We start from the raw sequence: 19,674 nt of genomic DNA on the forward strand, positions 1-19,674 counted from the left end.
GCGGGATGAACATGATCGGTGAGATCCCGCAGGGCTGTTAAGCCCGAGGAAGCTCAGCACATGCCCGCGGAAAGCGAGCCGTTCCCTGGAGCCCCTTTCTCCACACAATATCTCGAAACGGAGTCTTCAACAAACCGGCCCTTTAGTGGAATAAGCCTTTTATAAAAATTAGCAATAAAACACGTTTTATAAAATATTTAAATAAACCCACATTCTAGTCATGTGGGTTGTTTTTTTTGCCTAGCAGTCCTTTTCGGGTAAGCCGACCATCTGAAACTTAGGTCCTTCCATCGTTTGTTTCCCTTCAATGGTTAACTCTGTGGTCAAGTGTTCAATTCGTTTATCAATCGCTACTGGAATAGCGTTTAAATGATATAATTCATCATCTGCTTCAGGCTCACCAATTGTCATTCCAATGTCAGGCTCTCCGCATCCATATCCTGCAAAGTACAAACGTAAACAGGCAGCCTCTTCTTCTTCGAGAATCTGAAGTAACAAATCTCTAGCCCCATCTGTTATATTCATATAAAGACATCTCCTTCGACTTTAAAATACCACAAACGTGTCACATATATGAATTGAAAACGCTTATAGACCATCAATAAGATTAATTTTGTACTTTTCCCTAACAAAAAAACACCTCCAGATTTAACTCTGGAGGTGCTTCTACCGGTTTATTATACGGCTTTTGTATTAATTTCTACATCAATATTGCCTCTTGTAGCTTTAGAATAAGGGCATACTTTGTGTGCTTCCTGAGTAAGTTCCTCTGCTTCTTCCTGAGAAACACCTTTCACTTGTACGTTCAGCACCACACCTATTTTAAAACCATTATCTGCTTCATCTTTTAGTAAACTCACATCAGCAGTGACTTCAGAATCGATATCTTTCTTCTTCTTGCTCGCAACTAGGTTTAAAGCGCCATCGTAGCAAGCGGAATAAGTAGCTGCAAAGAGTTGTTCAGGATTAGATCCTTTTTCATCACTTTCACCCGGCATAACTAAATTCTGGTCAATTAAACCATCATCAGATTTGACATGGCCATTACGTCCGCCTTGCGCTGTTGCATGAGCAGTAAACATTACGTTACTCAATATCATCACTCCTTGATTTTGTATTATAACCATTCACAACATAGGTTTACCTCAAATCCCCCATCTTTAAACCTCACTACTTCTCTTCAATGTTATACTCTTGTTTTAATGATGAAGGAGCAGTCTTCACCATCCATTGAGTAATATAAGTAAATACGGTTAGATCATCAAATATTCCTAATAAAATCAGGAAGTCAGGAATCACATCCCATGGAAAGAGGATATAACCAAAAAGGAACAATACCGAAAGCCACTTTTTTCTTGCGCTCACTTCTTTTGAACGAAAAAAACGCAGCATAAATGGAACGGATTTCCTTACATTAAAGACAAATTTAATTCTGCGCCATAATCTGAACACCAGCCCCCTCCTTTCCCTTGTCTATTTCTATACCCTGAGGACACTAATTTTTACTCCTTCAGTCACAATTGCTTAATTAAAACGTATGCTTTAACATAAAAAGAAAAGTTCCTGCTCTTGGTTGTGATCGTTACATATATACATGCTACAACCTTTTTATAAAGAATGCCGGAAGAAATAAAGGGGAGAAATCTTTAATGAAAATCCTGTTATTGAATGGTACTATAGTCGGAAAGAAAACGAGGACATTACTCGATGAAATTGACAAATACATTCAAATGTTGCCGGAATCGCACGAAACAAAAATCATTGATTTAGAAAACTATGAACTGCAATTTGTAGATGGCCGTCCGACAGACGAATATAATGAAGACATGCAGCAGCTCATTAAAGAAGTAGAGAATGCAAACGCTTATGTTATTGCGGCTCCTATATTCCAAGGTTCGATACCAGGAACTTTAAAGAATGTGTTTGATGCTGTATCCCCGCTCGCTATGCGGTATAAACCCGTATCCATTGTAGCGAACGGCGGAACGCTGCAACACCATCTGGTCATCGAAAACCAGCTTAAGCCGATTCTAAACTACTTTAGGTGCATGGTTACACCTAATTACGTGTACACTCACACTAATCATTTCTCTACTCAAGGTGAACTGATTGATGAAGACGTTCGAAACCGTCTTCAGGAAATGATTAAAGTATTTAATCAATACATGCAAATGAGTCAAGAGATCGAATTGGATAAATAAAAGCCTTGCCACAAAAGTGGCAAGGCTTTTATACATGAGACAATACTTTACTCACATAATTTTGAGTTTCCTGAAATGGTGGAACCCCTCCATATTTATCTACATTCCCTGGTCCCGCGTTATACGCAGCGAGTGCTAAACGAGAATTCCCATCATAACGATCGAGCATCTGTTTTAAGTATTTTGTCCCGCCCATCACATTCTCTTCAGGATTAAATGGGTTTTTCACCCCTAATCCTTCAGCCGTTGCGGGCATCAGCTGCATAAGCCCCTGTGCTCCAGCGTGGCTGACCACATCCGCATCAAAATTGGATTCTGCCTGTACAACTGATCGAATCAGCTTTTCATCTACTTCGTAATGTTGAGAAGCCTGTTTGATAATTTGATCAATATTCTGGTCATTTCCTTTTGTATCATCTATTTCCTTTACTTGCTTTGACCCTTCTGATTGACTCATTTTATCTGCCTTATGGCTGTCATCAGATACAGTAGCTTCTTGAGAAGCTTTAGTTGACTCTGTATGTATCGGCTGGGCATGAAATGTTGTAAAGCTGGCTACTCTCGCCTGTTGCTGAAGAGAGCTTGTTGAAGGAGATTGTGAGAAGGCTGCTTCCAATAAGTTTTGGAAAGTCATATCTCTGTTGTTTTCATTTTTGTTTTGATTCTCATTTGAATAAAGGCTCATCATAGACATGGTCTGCATTTGAATCAACAAATTCAAGCTGCCAAAATTCATACATCCACCTCATTGTCCATTAGTAACTAAAGTTTACCTCATCCTCCTGCTTCCTACAATGAAATTCGTCAAAATAATACCTTTTTTTCCATTTGAATCCAAAAGTTGAGAAAAACAGAGCAAAAAAACACTAATGATTTAATGGTTCTTGGAGTCTTTTTCCCAAAGCAGAAGGAAGGTTATCAATGATACAATAATATTATCAAAAGAGATGATTAACTATTTCATTCCCTCGAATATAGTTATTTAATAAAGATTTATGGTCTACAGAGATGTTTTTTCCGCTTTACTGGACTTATATCTGTTCTCTTTTGTCTCTTACGTCGAATCACCCTTTCTATTTTTCCCCGCCAGGAAAAATAGACCTGTAGCTTTCATGGTATGTCTCCCTTCATTTAGAAGCGCACTACCATGCCCCTCTTTGGTCTGCAAAGAGGGGTCTTTTTTTTGTCTTTTTCCATCTCATTCATTATTTTCATTTATAGCCCAGTTTGTCCACCGACACCCCTTATTGAGTAACAAAAAAATTTCGACGTACAGAAATATTGGCGATTGAAAACACATATATTGTTAGTAAAGGAGGGGTGCAAAATGGTTGGGTTTAAATGTGATAATTCGTTATTTGGGTACTTAGCAGCGGTAGTGGCGAGTTTCTTTTTACTCTGGCTATCTGAATTTGGAGCAGTAGCCGGAAGTGATTTCTTTTCAGCATTGTTCTTCTACGTAGGGGCAATTGGGTTGGCCTTATTCTCATTCGTGATTATATTCTCAGCACTTTTCAGTCTCTTCTATAAGCATAAACACCACTAGAATACAAAAAGCTGTCTCGGCAAATTCTGAGACAGCTTTTCGTTATTCCACGATTACATCGATATGTGATGGTTTAACATGAATTGATACTGGAAGTGAATCTCCTTCTTCTCCATCTACATTGGTAACCAGTTTTTCGGAAGACGTTATTTCCAAATTCTGCGCAGTAAAATACTCTACATCACTCTGATCCTTAAGATTCCCTCTCAGAACAGACGACACAATAGTAGCCAGGCGAACGAGGTTTACATTTTTAATAACGTAACAATGTAAGATTCCATCGTTTACTTCAGCCTGAGGCGAGAGATTTTCTAATCCTGCTGTGGAATTTGTTAAAGCAGCAAGGAAAAGAAAAGATTCTCCTTCCCAAACTTTATCTTCATATTCAATCCTTAAAGGATAGCCCGTATCACCAGATAAAGTTTTTATTCCTTCCATAGCGTAAGCAAGCGGACCAAATTTGGTTTTTTGCTCTGGACTAACCTCATAAGTAGCTTCAGCCAGTGCACCTACAGCTACAATATTCACGAAATAACGATCGTTAAATTGACCAATGTCAACTTTTTTCGAACGGTCTGATCCAAGCACTTCCACGGCTTTATCGGGATTTAATGGGATATTTAGAGCTCTTGCAAAATCATTTACAGTGCCAAGTGGTACAATGCCAAGTAAAGGACGATGGGTCTGATCTACCATTCCATTTATCGTCTCATTTAATGTACCGTCTCCGCCTAAGGAGACCACTAAATCAAACTCATCCTTACAAGCGGTTTGACAATATTTCATAGCATCGAGTTCTTTCTCTGTTTGAGATACCTTAACTTCATATCCTTTACCATTTAAGATTTCTTCAATTTTTTCTACATAATCTACTGCTTCTTCTTTTCCTGATGAAGGATTGACAATCAGCATTGCTCTCTTCATGTATATCCCCCTCACAATTTTTTCTGGTTAGTTTATTCATCTCTTATTACTCAGAGGAAGAAACGATGAAAATCACAACTTTGATTAGTCAGTGTTCTTCACTATTTTTTCCAAACCACGTGGTATTCTGGAGTATCTTTAATTACCTCATGAGCGAAGGAACAAACAGGTTCAATTACAAGTTTATTTTCTCTCGCATAGTTAACGGCATGATCGACTAATTCACTTCCAAGCCCGTTCTCTCTTTCAGAAGGTACAACAACTGTACTTAAGATTTTCATAGTATCTCCGTGTTCTTCAAAATCCAGATGTGCATCAGGTTTCCCCTGGTCGCCTATATAAAATCTTCCTTGATCATTTTGAATAGCTTTACTCATACTATCTATCTCTCCTTTCAATTGTCCTACAAGAACCATACCCTGAATAAGGAATAAATATTCACCAAATCTTTTTTGATTACAAAATTAGACATTTAACGTCTTTTCCGCATGAAAGGAGAAAGTAAATTTTAGGATAAATAAAACATCCATCAGGTCTCTCTGATGGATGTTTTATCAAGCCGTTGGTTTTAAATCTTCTTCTAATGGAATATCCTTGCTTAAGCCACGGCGCGCGGCAATGAAAAAAGCTGTGACAATGGCCACTGTAATAATCGCTGCCAATAGATAGGATATATTTAAAGGAAGATTGAACCCAATCGGAGCGTTAATAATGTACGTAAAGGTTGCCATAGTCATAAAGGTTGCTGGTATAGCGGCAATAAAGTAATTTTTGCGAGATAAGAACAAGTACATCGCACCTACCCACAAGGCAATAACCGCTGTCGACTGATTCGCCCAGGAGAAGTATCTCCATAAAAGAGTAAAGTCAATACGCGTCAACACGAATGAAATGACAAACATTGGAATTGCAATCCAAACACGGCTCATTATTTTCTTCTGGGGTACTTTAATATAATCTGCAATAATCATTCGAGCACTGCGGAAAGCTGTATCTCCAGAAGTAATAGGCAGAATAATAACACCAAGTATAGCGAGGGTTCCTCCGACAGCGCCAAGCATGGCTACGGAAACTTCACTGACAACCGCTGCAGGTCCGCCGCTTGCCAATACTTCGTTCAGACCACCTGAACCGTTGAACAAGCTCATAGCTGCGGCTGCCCAGATCATAGCAATAATTCCTTCAGCAATCATCATTCCATAGAAAATGCGACGACCTTGTTTTTCCTGCTGGGTCGTACGTGAAATAATTGGGGTTTGTGTAGCATGGAAGCCTGACAGTGCCCCACATGAGATGGTTAAAAATAATAAAGGAAAGATCGGTGCATTATCCGGATGCATATTGGTTAAAGTCAATTCAGGAATTGGCGCTCCCGTTACGACCAATGAGACTCCTACACCAATAGCACTGATTAAAAGCAGAGCTCCGAAAATCGGGTAGAAACGTCCAATAATTTTATCGATTGGCAGCATCGTTGCTAATAAGTAATAAGCAAAGATGGCAAGCAGGATAATCGGCAGACTCAGCCAGCTGCTCGTCATGTTATGAAGTAAATCCGCTGGAGCCGTAACGAACACGGTCCCAACCAGAAGCAATAGTAAGATAGAAAAAGCGTTGACGACGTGTTTCATTACTTTCCCAAGGAACTTCCCAGCCAGTTCAGGTAAGTGAGCTCCTCGATTGCGAATGGAAATCATTCCAGTAAGATAGTCATGAACAGCCCCGGCAAAGATAGCACCAAGAACGATCCAGAGAAAAGCCACTGGTCCATAAAGCGCTCCTAATATAGGACCGAATATAGGCCCTACCCCAGCTATATTTAATAATTGTATTAAAGCATTTTTCTTTTGATTCATCGGCAGGTAATCCACACCATCGCTATGAGTGTAAGCCGGTGTCGACCTGTCTTTATTTACCCCGAATACCTTTTCGACATATTTACCGTACGTAAAATAACCAATGATTAAAAGTCCGATACTAATTAGAAACGTAATCATAATAGTTCCTCCCTCACTCTCTTTGTAATCGCTTACAAGAATCATATCAAGATAACGCTTACATACGGAGGGATTTTGATTAACATGTCGAAAATTCTGGTTAACATGTAAAAACCCCGGTCTAAAATACAAGTCGGGGTTTAAAGTTCTAATTGCTTTCTTAAATCTTTAACATAATTCCGGCTGACCGATAGCTTCTCCTCTGTGCCTTGAAGTTCTAATTGATAAGCCCCATTAAACCAAGGTGTCAGCCTGTCCACGTAATTTAAGTTTACGAGATAACTCTTATGAATGCGAAAAAACGGGAAACCTCTCAAACGATGTTCTACTTCCTTTAATGGAGCCCTTGTTTTATAGGTGTGGGTTTTTCCTACGATTTTTGTCCACCGCTCCTCGCGATAAACATATACTATGCTTTCAGGATTAAGATAATGAATATTATCTTCACCTTCTACTGCAAGCTTTGAAGGTGTTTGGTTAAAGGTTTGAGCTGCATCCATTTGAGGAGCGAATCTTTTTTCTAATTTAACCACTGCATCTTTTAGTTGTTCCTCGTCAAAAGGCTTAAGAAGGTAATCGATGGCGTCGTGTCGAAAGGCATCTACTGCGAAGTCTGGATAGGCTGTAGCAAAAATAATTTTAGGAACCTTTTTCAATTCCTGAACAGCCTTCGCCACCTCCATTCCATCCATTCGGGGCATTTCCACGTCTAAGAACAGAACATCCGGCTGTAGTTGAAGGACTTTCATAATAGCCGCGTCCCCAGACTCTGCTTCTCCTATTACCTTAATAGTCTCGTGTTGCTTTAACAGGTGAATTAATTCTTCCCGGCTGAAGCGCTCATCATCTACGACTATCGCTTGAATAGGTCCTTTCATCCCGACACCTCCTCTTTATGATGAGGAATGAGGAAAGAAATCCTCGTTCCCTGCCCAGGTTCACTTTCTATTTGCAGTTTAGAATTTTTTCCGTGTAATAGTTCCAGTCGTTTGTTTACGTTGTATAAGCCCAGACCCGTGCCTATTTCAGAATCAACTTCTTCCAAACCTAAATGATGAAGGCGTTCCGGCATTATTCCGCTTCCGTTATCTTTAACAGATACACGAACTCCCTCTGTGAGATATTTAATTTGAATCATAATTTCCGAATCGCCCTCTTGATCTTTTATTCCATGCTTAATGCAGTTTTCCACTAAGGGCTGTAAAGTAAGAGGCGCGATTTTCGCCGTGAGGGCTTGATCCTCTATATCGTAATATACATGCAGTTTATCAACAAACCGTGTTTCTTCAATTAATAAATAAGCCTTCACGTGGGATAACTCCTCCGCAAGGGATGTCCACCTTTTTGTAGTCGCTCCAAGGTTTTGTCGAAAGAACTTAGATAAAGCAATGAGCAAAGACCTCGCCCTGTCAGGTTCCGTTCGGGTGAGTGAGACAATTACATTCAGGGAATTAAATAAAAAGTGCGGATTAACCTGGGCCTGCAAAGCTTTTACCTCAGCTTCGCGCGCCAGTTCCTGGGCTTTTTCTGCTTCAGCGATTTCCAGCTGCTGACCAAGCAGTGCACTTAGTCCCTGGATCAATTCAATCAATACATTTGAGATTTCTTTTTCGGAACGAACATAAAACTTTAAAGTACCGACCGTTTCATTTTTTCGTTTTAAAGGAGCAATTACAGCTGCCCCTAAAGGACAGCCGGTATGATCACAGCTAATATCCCTCTGTCCGGCGATAACCATCTCACCCTTTTGAATAACTTCACGCGTAGCGAGTGTTTGAATGGTGCTTCCCGCCTGGTGATGGTCATCTGCCTGTCCGACATGAGCAAGAATATATTCTTTATCCGTCATGGAAATAGCGCTTACCCCCACTTCTTCATAGATAATCTGACAGGCTTTTTGAGCAGAGTTCTCCGTTAACCCCTGACGAAGGTGTGAAACAGTGGATTCAGCGAGCTTTAATGCTTTCTGAGCTTGAAGAGCACCGGCTTTTTCCTCTTCATTTAGCACGTTTCGAATAATTAATAAAAACAACGCAGATCCAAGACCATTGGCCACAATCATTGGCAGTCCGATTTCCTGAACAAGTTCCCAAGCTCTCTCAAAGGGTTGTGCGACTCCTAAAATAATCCCCATTTGAATAGTTTCAGCCAGACCTCCCACCAAAAGAGCTGTTTTCAGCTTTAATGGTTGATCTTTTTTATGAAAAAATCCAGCAATGACCCCTGCTACAATAGCTGAGATTCCACATGCCAATCCTGTGAATCCTCCCAGAGAAAATCGGTGTAACCCGGCAATTAAACCTGCCCCAGCCCCGATTCGGTACCCACCAAATAACCCGGCGGCTACGATTCCTATCACTCTAGAGTTTGCAATGGCTTCAGACTCATTCAGTTCATAAGCCCAACTCCCAAATTCGAATGATTGAGTGTCATACGTAATTCCTGTGTAGGTACCAATCATTCCAAACAGGCCAAAGAAAACAATTGCCATATAATGCTGCTTTCGATTTAAGGCTTTACGGTCAATAAGTTCCCGAAAGAAGCGAAATCTTGTAATGATAAAAGCAACGGTAACAATGATGCCCAAACGTTCAAGCATCGGTAGAAATAATTCAAACATCTCTACCCTCCATTCTATCCTTTTCATCTATTTATTATTGTAGCATGTCTGAAAACGTTTCATACTCGGGTAAATTCATGGTATGATTTTTGATAAACAAAGAAGTTCGAGGTGATTAGATGACAGTAAAAGCAGGCATTATTCAGATGGATATCGCATTTGGTGACCCTGAAGCGAATCGGGCACATGCGACCAAAAAAATTGAAGAAGCAGCCAGCAATGGAAGTGAAATTATTGTACTTCCTGAACTATGGACAACAGGGTACGATCTAAGCAGGTTCGATGAGCTGGCCGAGTCCATGGAAGGTCCGACACACCAACTGCTCATGAACCTTTCTTCCAAACACAAGGTAACCATTCTTGGGTCAATTGCGGAGAGCGAGGAAGGACGTTTCTATAATACGTTTGTTGCCTATAATTCCGCGGGCGAGCGCATTGCAAAGTACCGGAAAGCTCACCTTTTTCGATTAATGAACGAAGAGAAGCATCTTCATTCAGGCGACCAAAAGGGAAATTTTGAACTTAACGGTGTGCCCGCTGCTGGGGTTATTTGCTATGACATTCGCTTTCCTGAGTGGATGAGGACTCACATGCTTAATGGATCCAGAGCCCTTTTTGTCGTAGCAGAGTGGCCAAAGCCCCGGGTAGATCATTGGCGCAATCTGTTAATCAGCCGGGCTATTGAAAATCAGTGCTTTGTTATTGCATCCAATCGTGTAGGATCGGATCCTGCGAATACTTTTGGCGGACATTCCCTCATTGTAGATCCTTGGGGAAATGTAGTCGCAGAGGGATCAGGTGACGAAGAAATTCTTTATGGGGAAGTTGATTTCACAGATGTAGAAGCTATCCGTAAACAAATACCTATTTTTCAGGACCGAAGACCAGATCTCTACGAATAACCTAAAAAACCCTTTAGAACTCTCATCTAAAGGGTTTTTTCGTATGCTTTTGTTTGATAGAAGAAATTTGGCGTGTCCATCCGATCTGTGTAAGACGAATGAAAGATATGAGTCGAGGCAGGAGAAACAGGAGGGATCAGCCAAGTCCAGTCTCCTGTAGGCTCTCTTCCACAGGTTCGTTCTTTCTTTTCAAAAAGCTGAAACTGCTGGGCAGCGGAATGATGATCTACCATACTCACCTTATCCTGCTTAAAGGAATACAGAACCGCCTGGTTCAATTCGATTAAAGCCCGGTCCTTCCACAAGGAAGTATTTCTTCTCGTATTCAAGCCCATGGCTTCAGCTACATTCGGTAATAGATTATAACGGAATTCATCAGCCAGATTTCTCGCGCCGATTTCAGTTTCCATATACCAGCCATTAAAAGGTGCTGCTGTATAGTCAATACCGCCAATTTCCAGCCGCATATCTGAAATAAATGGCACAGCATACCACTTCAGACCAAAATCACTAAACCACCTAAACTCTGGATGACGAAGAGGAACTTCCAGAACGTGATCTTCCGGTATTTTAAACCATTGAGGCTTAGAACCATCAATTTGTACCACAAGGGGCAGAACATCGAATCTTCCTCCGCTGCCCTGCCAGCCCAGATCTTCGCATTGGCGGGTAAAATCAACAGAAGCCGGATCGCCCACCACTTCCCCGTCTATTTCGTACCCTGCGTAACGGATCAGCTGATGATTCCAGAATCGAACTTCCTCATCCCCCTGTTTTGGTTTAAACACCGAAATAGTCGATCGAATTCGGCCCCCGTTTGTAGCATAGTCCATGTGCTCATACACCGCATCCCGAATCTCTTTCTCGTCCTGCAAGTGGCGTTGGTCAAATACTTGTAAGCTGTTCCAGAATAATCGCCCAATGCAGCGGTTACTATTTCTCCATGCGACTTTTGCTCCGTATTCTAATTCTTCGAAAGTATGCTGATAAGTACCTGTATCTTCAATTGATCGTTCAATCTCTTTGACTCTTTCACCGGCGCCCGTCCGTCCCAGTTCTTCATAACACTCAAAAATAAACTGTTCTGCTTTTTGAAGTAACTCCCTATTCAACGTCAAGATCCCCCTGTATTGTTAATCCTGTTTCCATAGTACCACAGCGCCGTGCGTGAACAGAATGCCTGGATCCTTCTTCTTTACGCTCTTCTCGCCGCTTGTTGGATAGGATCCCAAACACTGTTATAAGGGGGCGCATACGCCAGATCAAGATCAGCCAGCTCATCAATCGTCATATGATGATAAAGGGCGGTAGAAATAACATCGACCCGCTTGTCCGTACCGGCATGGCCTATAATCTGAGTTCCTAACAGTTCTCTGCTTTCTTTATTATAAATAAGTTTAAGCGTCATTGGATCCTCTTTAGAATAATATCCAGCTGCATGGGTTGATTTAATAGAAACCGTATCGTAAGGAATATATTCACTGGTTGCTTCTTTTTCAGATAATCCAGTACGGCCAAGAGTTAAATCAAAAAACTTTAAGATCGAAGTGCCAACCACACCTTGAAATGCCTTTCTCTTGTTCACCATGTTCAGTCCTGCTACCTGACCTTGTTTATTGGCATGAGTCCCTAAAGGTACATAATCCAGTTTTTGTTTCAGCCGGTGATACTGTGCCGCGCAGTCTCCTGCTGCATAAATGTCCATAATACTTGTTTCCATAAAAGCATTAACACTGATTGAATCTTGCACTCCTTTAGAAATTCCAGTTCCTTCTAAAAAGGATGTGTTAGGATTGACTCCTGTAGCAGCCAGAACAAAGTCAGTTTCATACTCACCCTTATCTGTGACGATCGATTCTACTCGATGCTGACCTCTAAATTCTTCAACAGACTCACCCAAATTCAATTCTACTCCATGACGCTCTGCTTCTTCATGGATGAGTTCAGCCATATCTTCATCAAAAATCTTTGCGAGCTGGGCACCACGATCAATAATTCGTACTTTTTTACCCAGAGCAACTAGACTTTCTGCCATTTCCAAGCCAATATAGCCACCGCCGATAATCGTGACTTTTTCAATGGAATGATTTAAGTCATTCATAATAGCCTGTACATCTGGTATAGTTTTTAATGAAAAGATCCCCTCAAGATCCCGGCCTTCCCAGGGAGGTATTATTGGACTCGCACCTGTAGCAATTAAAAGCCGGTCATAAGACTCCTCAACCTCTTGGCCCGTATTATGATCGACACCATAAACTACTTTATGATCACAGTCTACCCTGGTAACCTCATGGGAAGTACGTACATCAATTCCATACTTATCGCGAAAGGTTTGTGGCTCTCTGGCAATTAAGTCATCGGTCGATTTGACATCGCCGCTCACAACATAAGGAAGACCGCATTGACCATAAGAGGTTATCTCTCCTTTTTCAAAAACCACAATTTCATTTCCTTCACTGTTACGTACAATCTGCATAGCTGCACTCATACCTGCTGCGTCTCCACCTAAAATTACAATTTTCATTCCTACCACTCCTTCTTTTTCTTCTAGTTATGCATACCCAAAAATACCGACCTGCAAAATTTCGACTAATAATAAATCTTACATTTTGGTTTTTCTATGTAGTATTTAGTTTGGTTTTCCTAATGTATATTGCTCCTAGTATTCCCTATCCGGATAAAGACATGTTACACTATCCATATTATTCAGTTGTGAGAGTATTCAAATAATAAGCCGAGGTGGAAAAGAATGAAACAATATAAGCAATCTGATGCCATTCAGCGTTTACCAGATCAATTCTTTGCAAAGCTTGTAAAGAAATTAAACGATTTCCAGCAACAAAAGGGAAAAGATGTACTAAATCTTGGTCAAGGTAACCCTGACCAGCCTACCCCTGAACATATCGTACAATCGCTGCAAAAAGCAGCCGAAAACCCTGAATACCATATGTATCCCCCTTTTCAAGGATTTGATTTTCTGAAAGAAGCTGTAGCAACGTATTATAAACGAGAATATGACGTTGATCTTGATCCCTCTTCAGAAGTAGCTATACTATTCGGCAGTAAAAGCGGCCTGGTAGAGCTGAGCCAATGCTTCTTGAACCCCGGGGATACGGCCTTAGTCCCAGACCCTGGTTATCCGGATTACTGGTCAGGAGTAGCTATGACTGACGCCGTTATGGAACCTATGCCGCTTCTAGAGAAAAACAACTTCCTGCCTGATTATGACTCGATGGATCCAGAGGTCCTTAAACAGGCTAAACTTATGTTTCTTAACTACCCCAACAATCCAACCTCGGCAATGGCAGATCAGGCTTTTTTTGAAGAGACTATCGAACTCGCTGATGCCAATGATATTTGTGTAGTCCACGACTTTGCTTATGGAGCCATCGGATTTGATGGGCAGAAACCGTTAAGCTTTATGCAGGTTCCTGGCGCCAAAGATGTTGGAGTCGAAATTTATACCATGTCCAAGACCTATAATATGGCAGGATGGCGAGTGGCGTTTGCCGTAGGAAACCAAAGTGTGGTGGAAGCACTGGAACTTGTCCAGGATCACTATTTTGTGAGCCTTTTCGGAGCTGTGCAAGAAGCTTCTGCTACAGCTTTGTTAGAATCACAGGAATGTGTCCAAGAGCTAAATGCTACTTATGAAGCACGACGCGATTTACTGTTAGACGGGCTAAAAAGCAGCGGCTACCAGGTCCAGCCATGCAAAGGATCTTTCTTCATGTGGGTTCACGTACCTAATGGCTATTCCTCTGAAGAATTCGCCGATGCCCTGCTCGAGCAAGTCGGGGTGTTTGTAGCCCCGGGTATTGGGTTTGGTGATTACGGTGAAGGATTCGTTCGGATTGGTTTGAATAACTCTGAAGAAACCTTACGTGATGCAATATCCAGATTCCAAAAATTTGCTGACAAAAATAATATTGGATAGAATAAACGCCCTGAGCTTTTCTTTGCTCAGGGCGTTTATTTACTTTATTAAAATGGAAACTTGCGATATCCATTCATGACACCAATCCATTTAACCGTTGTAAATTTGTCGAGAGCCCACTCTCCTCCAAAGCGGCCAAGTCCGGAACTTTTCTCACCGCCGAAGGCTACATGCGCTTCATCGTTTACAGACTGATCATTTACATGAATCATACCTGTATTGATTTGTTTTGCTGTTTCAACACCACGGTGTACATCGGCTGTAAATACCGATCCACTTAATCCATAGGAAGTATCATTCGCCACTGTAATGGCTTCATTTTCACTTGAAACCTTAATGATTCCAATTACAGGACCAAAAACCTCATTGCTTGCAATTGGCATGTCATTGGTAACATTGGTTAAAACAGTAGGGTGCATAATGTTTCCTTCTGAATCACCACCTGTAAGCAAGGTAGCTCCCTGATCCAGGGAAGCCTGCAGATCTTCCTGAATACGCTCGATGGCTTCATGATTAATCAAAGGACCAACTGTTGTATCTTTTTCAGATGGGTCACCAACTTTTAAGGTTTCCACTTTTTCTTTGAATGCTTCGACGAACTGATCATGAACCTGTTCATGCACGATCAAGCGATTGATTGACATGCAAATTTCACCCTGATGCAGGAACCTGCCGAATGCAGCCGCTTCCACCGCTTTTTCTACATCAGCGTCATCCAGAACAATCATAGCATTGTTGCCTCCAAGCTCCAGTGCCGTATCTTTGATATGCTTCCCGGCAAGTTCTCCAATGTGACTGCCTACTTCTGTTGATCCAGTAAAGGAAATCAGTTTAGGTACAGGGTGTGTGACAAAGGCATCCCCGATCTCTGAACCTCTTCCTACTACTACGTTCAGTACTCCTGCTGGAAATCCGGCTGATTCAAATAAATCAGCAATCAGTAAGCCTGCCGTAACAGGAGACTCTGATGCTGGTTTGGCCACCACTGTGTTTCCAGTAGCAATCGCAGGAGCGATAGACCTCACAGCCAAATGGAATGGAAAATTCCACGGGCCAATCACTCCTATAACTCCTTTCGGATAACGATATACCCGGTTTTCTTTACCGGGAGTATTAGAAGGAAGTATCTCGCCAGACATCCTTGTAGGAAAAGAAGAAGATTCTTTAATAATGGATACTGCGGCCTGGTATTCCACTTCTGCTTTGACCAGGGTACTCCCCGCTTCCTTGACAAGCCAGTCTATAATTTCATCTTTACGTTCCTTAACTACCGATAACAAGCTGTCAAAATAGCCCTGTTTCTTAGCTGGAAGCAAGTCCGCCCAGTCTTTTTGGGCTTGTTCAGCTGATCGGTAAGCCTCGTTTAAATCATCTTCATTGGCAGAAGGAATTGTGGTAATAGTCTGTTCGGTATATGGATTTATGTTTTCAATCTGTTTCTCGCTTGAACCTGGTTTCCATTCCCCATTAATATATTGTTTAAAATAAGTTTGTGGACTCATATTATACCTCCATTTTACTGTGTGGGGTAGTATGTTCCACTCTCGTTCCTTACTTAAACCTCAGCAACATTATGGAAGCTCAATCAAACTCCAGAAGCATATCTACATGCGGAATATTATCTTCCAAATAAACATCCGTTACTTCCCTAAAGCCAAATGCTCCATAAAAACCTCTTAAATATTCTTGTCCATGCAGCCAAATTTGCTCCGCTTTCCATTCATCCCGCAAAAATGTAATAGCTCTTTCCATTAATTCTTTCGCATATCCTTGTCCGCGTTTTTCTTTTATAACAATGACACGCCCAATCGCATAATAATCTTCTTCGGTCTCAGGGGGAAGGATACGGCAGTAAGCGTAGAGTTGCCCATTTTCCTCTAACCAGATATGCATACATTCTTCATCACGGCCATCGACTTCAAGATAAGGACACTCTTGCTCTACTACGAAGACTTCAACTCTTAGCTTAAGGATCTTGTACAATTCATCTTTTGTAAGATCTTTGTAAGTTTTATGTACCCAACTCAGTTCAACCACCTCTTATTTTCACTTATTTCTTTCCACTATATCGAAAGTATATATAGAAAGACAAAATTTTTATTTTATAAATATAATTTTACAGTTTTAATACAAGTTCCTGCAGGGAAAGTGTACCTTATATGCAAAGGAGGAAACCGTTATATGCTGATGGACTTATTACCCGTATCGCTCAAGAAATATTTTAAAATGACTAAACAGCAGCGTAAGCAAGAGGTTCAATCGACTCTATGGTATATGCCTTTAATTTATATATCCTCGTCGATCCTGTTTGTTGCTATTACTCTTGTACTTGATTTAGTCGTAGAACTGGAGCAATATACATTTCAATCTTTCCGAATTAATGCTGAAATAACTCGTATGCTGGTCAGCACGTTAATTGGCGGTCTTTTAACACTAAGCGCCTTCACGTTAAACTCCCTCTTAGTTGTACTTACAACCTTTAGTGGGCAATTTTCACCCCGAATGCTGATTAACTTCGTGGCAGATAGACGAACCCAGCACGCTCTTGGTATATTTAATGGCAGTTTTGTTTATGTACTGCTTGTGTTTTTATTTATTGGGAATACTTCCTACGAATATTTCGTAGCCGTCCCGATTATTACGATCATATTAGTCTTTATAGCTTCTCTTACATTTATCTATTTCATCAATCATGCCACGACATGGATGCAGGTCCATAATATTACAGAAACAATGAAACAGTCATCCCAAGCGATGATCAACAATACCTTGAGTGAGGATCTGGAGCCTTTCAGAACCAAGCAGGCAGGCGATCTGCTGCAGGATTACGAAGAAAATACTCAAACCATAGTAGCAGGAAGGTCCGGATATGTTCAATTAGTTGATTATAGGAGTATGATTGAGCAGGCACGCAAGGACAATGTAATCATTAAATTCCATTCACAGGTGGGAGATTATATATTGCAGACGAATAAGCTAATCAGTTACTGGGGACCGGGTGCTGACTTGGTGGATGAAGAACTCTACTACAGTATGATTAAAATTGGTCATAAAGAAACTGAACTTCAGGATATTCAGATGGGGATGCACAAACTAGCTGAAATTGGAATAAAGTCCCTGGGGAATGATGATCCCAAAACAGCAACCAATACAATTCACCAAATGGCTGAATTAATGCTTACAGTCGAAGACTATATTACTTTCACCCCTTACCTGACCGACAGTGATGGACAGGTTAGAATTGTACTCTTAAATGAAACATTTGAATATTATATTTATCGCGGTTTTGGTTATATCCGCCACTATGCAGGAGATAATCATTTAATCATTACTGAAATTGTCGGTGCTCTTGCTATGGTCGCTGAGTCCATTGATTCCTCTAAACATCAAGCCATATGGGATTTCGCGTATAATACGCTTGACCATATTGAGAAGAAAGTAGTCTATCAGCTTGATAAAACATTTTTACTGGATCAGGTTAAGCGACTCGCTCTTGCAACTAATAATCTTTATGGGTACTATGCTATTGAGCGCCGTTTCTATCCTGAAAAAAAATAAAAACTCCAGGGCTTTCCTGGAGTTTTTTTAGCAATTTCTTCTTTACCCCTTTTCTGAATAAGGGGACGCTCAGCCTGAAAAATGTGTTGGGCACATTAATATTGTTTCATGTTGACACCTTAACAGCTTTTTTTATTACGTATATGAGCATATATTCATATATTAGATTAGGAGGTTGATGCAATGGGCCATCACCACCATCTTATTGAGTCTTCAACTAATCGGCCCTTTACTTTAATAACTCGTTACTAACAACGTATTGAAATGGAAAAAAGCATTTGAGATTGGTATCTCAAATGCTTTTTATTTCTGTCAGCTTATTATAAATCCAGTGATTCAGGAGTATCTCCGTCTGCATTCATTAGACGGATGGATTCAGGCATAATCTCAAGAACGATGTAATCTGGATCTCCTTTTCCTGAGAACCAACGCTCCATTTGTTCCGTCCATAACCAGTCTTTCATCTTCTGATCATCGCGGATCTTAGCCTGGCCTTGTACTTCTAAATACGTATCTCCGTAACCTTCTCCTTCATAGCCTAATAAGATATGAACATGAGGATTTTCCTCAATTTCCTCCGCTTTATGAGTATCGCGGTCTGTGGGAGTGAAGAATGTGAAATCTTCATCATTTGAAAATGTCATGTAACGGGCATGAGGTTTTTTATCCTTTACTGTAGATAGTGTTCCTACTTTATGCTGATCCATAACGTTATAAATTTTTTTCTTTAGTTCTTCTTGATTCAATGGTATTCTCCTTTCATGTAGCTGATTATAATTCCAGTTTTCCCCTCCAACTGTTAAATATAAACATCCCAGTGGGTTATTTCCCTGATGATCCATAAAGCGCTTGGATTGGAGAATTTGATATTGTTTCCCCTTTCCCTGCAGTGGGTATGCTAAAGTTAAACTGGTTTTATAGTTGATTCTTAATGTTTTTTTTGTATTTCAGCGAAAGTAATTTTCAGGAGGAAACTTAATGTTCTTCAGCGTGTTCAGTAATAAAAAGAAATTCATCCTCGTTCTACTTTCTTCCCTTCTTTTAGGGATTTTTATATTTTTAACGAATTCTAAACCTACAAGTTCAGAAAAAAACGGAGAAATTACCCCTACCGTATTCATACACGGTTTTAAAGGAGGGCCAGGAACCTTTAATACGATGATGAATCGTCTTGAGCAGCAAAATGTAGGATCCAAGCGTATGATAGCTTATGTATCCCGGCAAGGACATGTAACCTTAAGAGGGAGCCTTCCGCCTAACATGGAACCATTCATTCAGGTTCTTTTTGAGAATGATCGTGCCAGCTTAAAGCAGCAGACTATATGGCTCCAAGAAGTCATCCACCGATTAAAAGAACGTCATGGTATTCAGCAGATTAATCTGGTCGGCCATTCAATGGGAGGATTGGCCGCCACTAACTTTTTGCTTCATTATCAGGAAGACCAATATCCTATTGTTCAAAAATTAGCTGTTATTGCCAGTCCCTTTAAAGGAATTCACAAAGAAGGTTATTTTGAAGTGCATTCAAGTCCAGCCGCTAACGATCTTAAACCGGAATCTGAAGCTCTGAAATCGATGTTCCTTAGAAAGGAATTCTTTCCTAAAGGTGTAGATACACTTGTTATAGCGGGGGTTATTAATTCCTCAGAAGAGGAGAGCGACCATTGGGATGGTCTTGTCCATGTTTCAAGCGTTAAAGCAATGAAATCCATTGTACCTTTTGGCAGTTACAGAGAAGAAGTTGTATTTGGTAACTCCGCTACCCACTCTGGTTTACATGAGTATCCCGAGGTGGATCGGATACTTGGAGAGTTTCTTTGGGAAAAGCCAAACGAATAGAAAAAGAGACCAGCCTGAGAAAGCCGGTCTCTTTTCTTTATTTCCGGTGAAAGACTTCAAAAAAATCTAGAAATGCTTGAAATATTGCTACGGATTGGAAAGTAACCAAGCTTAACGCTGTCAATGAAAAGAACCCGATAAATAAATACC

At 40.7% G+C, this 19,674-nt stretch carries 20 protein-coding genes; 6 read left to right on the plus strand and 14 right to left on the minus strand.

The window, feature by feature from the left end:
• Nucleotides 1–240: 240 nt before the first annotated feature.
• The 3 genes from LCM11_RS16795 to LCM11_RS16805 form a co-directional block, all read right to left on the minus strand.
• Nucleotides 241–525, minus strand: a complete 285-nt coding sequence (locus LCM11_RS16795) for a hypothetical protein (RefSeq protein ID WP_224895451.1) — start codon at nucleotides 523–525, stop codon at nucleotides 241–243.
• Between the two features lie 152 nt (nucleotides 526–677).
• The gene (locus LCM11_RS16800; protein WP_224895452.1) at nucleotides 678–1,094 is read right to left on the minus strand and encodes an organic hydroperoxide resistance protein; all 417 of its coding nucleotides are present in this window, start codon (nucleotides 1,092–1,094) and stop codon (nucleotides 678–680) included.
• 76 nt (nucleotides 1,095–1,170) lie between these two features.
• Complete coding sequence (locus LCM11_RS16805) at nucleotides 1,171–1,452, minus strand: YkvA family protein (protein ID WP_224895453.1); 282 nt, start codon at nucleotides 1,450–1,452, stop codon at nucleotides 1,171–1,173.
• A 197-nt stretch (nucleotides 1,453–1,649) separates the two neighbouring features.
• On the opposite strand from LCM11_RS16805, the gene LCM11_RS16810 reads away from it, so the two are divergent.
• Nucleotides 1,650–2,201: an NADPH-dependent FMN reductase gene (locus tag LCM11_RS16810; protein WP_089752298.1), complete on the plus strand. Its 552-nt coding sequence runs from the start codon at nucleotides 1,650–1,652 to the stop codon at nucleotides 2,199–2,201.
• A 28-nt stretch (nucleotides 2,202–2,229) separates the two neighbouring features.
• Here the strand turns inward: LCM11_RS16810 and LCM11_RS20525 are convergent, their stop codons facing one another.
• Nucleotides 2,230–2,937: a lytic transglycosylase domain-containing protein gene (locus LCM11_RS20525; protein ID WP_318246157.1), complete on the minus strand. Its 708-nt coding sequence runs from the start codon at nucleotides 2,935–2,937 to the stop codon at nucleotides 2,230–2,232.
• A gap of 591 nt (nucleotides 2,938–3,528) precedes the next feature.
• Between LCM11_RS20525 and LCM11_RS16820 the strand changes: the two genes are divergently transcribed.
• Nucleotides 3,529–3,747 carry a hypothetical protein gene (locus LCM11_RS16820; protein WP_224895454.1) on the plus strand — a complete coding sequence of 73 codons (219 nt, stop codon included), beginning with the start codon at nucleotides 3,529–3,531 and terminating at the stop codon, nucleotides 3,745–3,747.
• Nucleotides 3,748–3,789: 42 nt separating this feature from the next.
• Here LCM11_RS16820 and LCM11_RS16825 read toward each other — a convergent pair whose 3' ends face one another.
• The 5 genes from LCM11_RS16825 to LCM11_RS16845 form a co-directional block, all read right to left on the minus strand.
• On the minus strand, nucleotides 3,790–4,671 hold the full coding sequence (locus tag LCM11_RS16825; RefSeq protein ID WP_224895455.1) for a diacylglycerol/lipid kinase family protein: 882 nt from the start codon (nucleotides 4,669–4,671) through the stop codon (nucleotides 3,790–3,792).
• Between the two features lie 101 nt (nucleotides 4,672–4,772).
• Nucleotides 4,773–5,048, minus strand: coding sequence for a GNAT family N-acetyltransferase (locus LCM11_RS16830; protein ID WP_224895456.1), 276 nt, complete (start codon nucleotides 5,046–5,048; stop codon nucleotides 4,773–4,775).
• A 177-nt stretch (nucleotides 5,049–5,225) separates the two neighbouring features.
• Entirely contained in the window at nucleotides 5,226–6,668 is a 1,443-nt protein-coding gene (locus LCM11_RS16835) for a carbon starvation protein A (protein ID WP_224895457.1), read from the minus strand.
• A gap of 140 nt (nucleotides 6,669–6,808) precedes the next feature.
• A complete protein-coding gene (locus LCM11_RS16840) occupies nucleotides 6,809–7,546 on the minus strand; it encodes a LytR/AlgR family response regulator transcription factor (protein ID WP_224895458.1) in 738 nt (245 codons plus the stop codon).
• On the minus strand, nucleotides 7,543–9,288 hold the full coding sequence (locus tag LCM11_RS16845; protein ID WP_224895459.1) for a sensor histidine kinase: 1,746 nt from the start codon (nucleotides 9,286–9,288) through the stop codon (nucleotides 7,543–7,545). The genes LCM11_RS16840 and LCM11_RS16845 overlap by 4 nt, the downstream gene beginning before the upstream one ends.
• Nucleotides 9,289–9,407: 119 nt before the next feature.
• Here LCM11_RS16845 and LCM11_RS16850 point away from each other — a divergent pair, with 119 nt between their 5' ends.
• A complete protein-coding gene (locus LCM11_RS16850) occupies nucleotides 9,408–10,190 on the plus strand; it encodes a carbon-nitrogen family hydrolase (protein ID WP_224895460.1) in 783 nt (260 codons plus the stop codon).
• Nucleotides 10,191–10,216: 26 nt separating this feature from the next.
• On the opposite strand, the gene LCM11_RS16855 is transcribed toward LCM11_RS16850, so the two are convergent.
• Nucleotides 10,217–11,302 carry a nitric oxide synthase oxygenase gene (locus tag LCM11_RS16855; RefSeq protein WP_224895461.1) on the minus strand — a complete coding sequence of 362 codons (1,086 nt, stop codon included), beginning with the start codon at nucleotides 11,300–11,302 and terminating at the stop codon, nucleotides 10,217–10,219.
• Nucleotides 11,303–11,385: 83 nt separating this feature from the next.
• Complete coding sequence (locus LCM11_RS16860) at nucleotides 11,386–12,714, minus strand: FAD-dependent oxidoreductase (protein ID WP_224895462.1); 1,329 nt, start codon at nucleotides 12,712–12,714, stop codon at nucleotides 11,386–11,388.
• 225 nt (nucleotides 12,715–12,939) lie between these two features.
• Between LCM11_RS16860 and LCM11_RS16865 the strand changes: the two genes are divergently transcribed.
• Nucleotides 12,940–14,127, plus strand: a complete 1,188-nt coding sequence (locus tag LCM11_RS16865) for a pyridoxal phosphate-dependent aminotransferase (RefSeq protein WP_224895463.1) — start codon at nucleotides 12,940–12,942, stop codon at nucleotides 14,125–14,127.
• A gap of 47 nt (nucleotides 14,128–14,174) precedes the next feature.
• Here LCM11_RS16865 and LCM11_RS16870 read toward each other — a convergent pair whose 3' ends face one another.
• Both LCM11_RS16870 and LCM11_RS16875 read right to left on the minus strand, forming a co-directional pair.
• On the minus strand, nucleotides 14,175–15,629 hold the full coding sequence (locus tag LCM11_RS16870; protein ID WP_224895464.1) for an aldehyde dehydrogenase family protein: 1,455 nt from the start codon (nucleotides 15,627–15,629) through the stop codon (nucleotides 14,175–14,177).
• Between the two features lie 79 nt (nucleotides 15,630–15,708).
• Entirely contained in the window at nucleotides 15,709–16,155 is a 447-nt protein-coding gene (locus LCM11_RS16875; protein WP_224895594.1) for a GNAT family N-acetyltransferase, read from the minus strand.
• A gap of 153 nt (nucleotides 16,156–16,308) precedes the next feature.
• Here LCM11_RS16875 and LCM11_RS16880 point away from each other — a divergent pair, with 153 nt between their 5' ends.
• Nucleotides 16,309–17,685 (plus strand): DUF2254 domain-containing protein, encoded by a 1,377-nt coding sequence (locus LCM11_RS16880; protein WP_224895465.1) that lies wholly within the window; start codon nucleotides 16,309–16,311, stop codon nucleotides 17,683–17,685.
• 320 nt (nucleotides 17,686–18,005) lie between these two features.
• Here LCM11_RS16880 and LCM11_RS16885 read toward each other — a convergent pair whose 3' ends face one another.
• Entirely contained in the window at nucleotides 18,006–18,431 is a 426-nt protein-coding gene (locus LCM11_RS16885; RefSeq protein WP_224895466.1) for a pyridoxamine 5'-phosphate oxidase family protein, read from the minus strand.
• A gap of 232 nt (nucleotides 18,432–18,663) precedes the next feature.
• Here LCM11_RS16885 and LCM11_RS16890 point away from each other — a divergent pair, with 232 nt between their 5' ends.
• Nucleotides 18,664–19,524 (plus strand): alpha/beta fold hydrolase, encoded by an 861-nt coding sequence (locus LCM11_RS16890; RefSeq protein ID WP_224895467.1) that lies wholly within the window; start codon nucleotides 18,664–18,666, stop codon nucleotides 19,522–19,524.
• The last annotated feature ends 150 nt before the right edge of the window (nucleotides 19,525–19,674 follow it).

It is taken from the genome of Halobacillus halophilus (assembly GCF_020171985.1).
GTDB lineage: Bacteria > Bacillota > Bacilli > Bacillales > Halobacillaceae > Halobacillus > Halobacillus halophilus_A.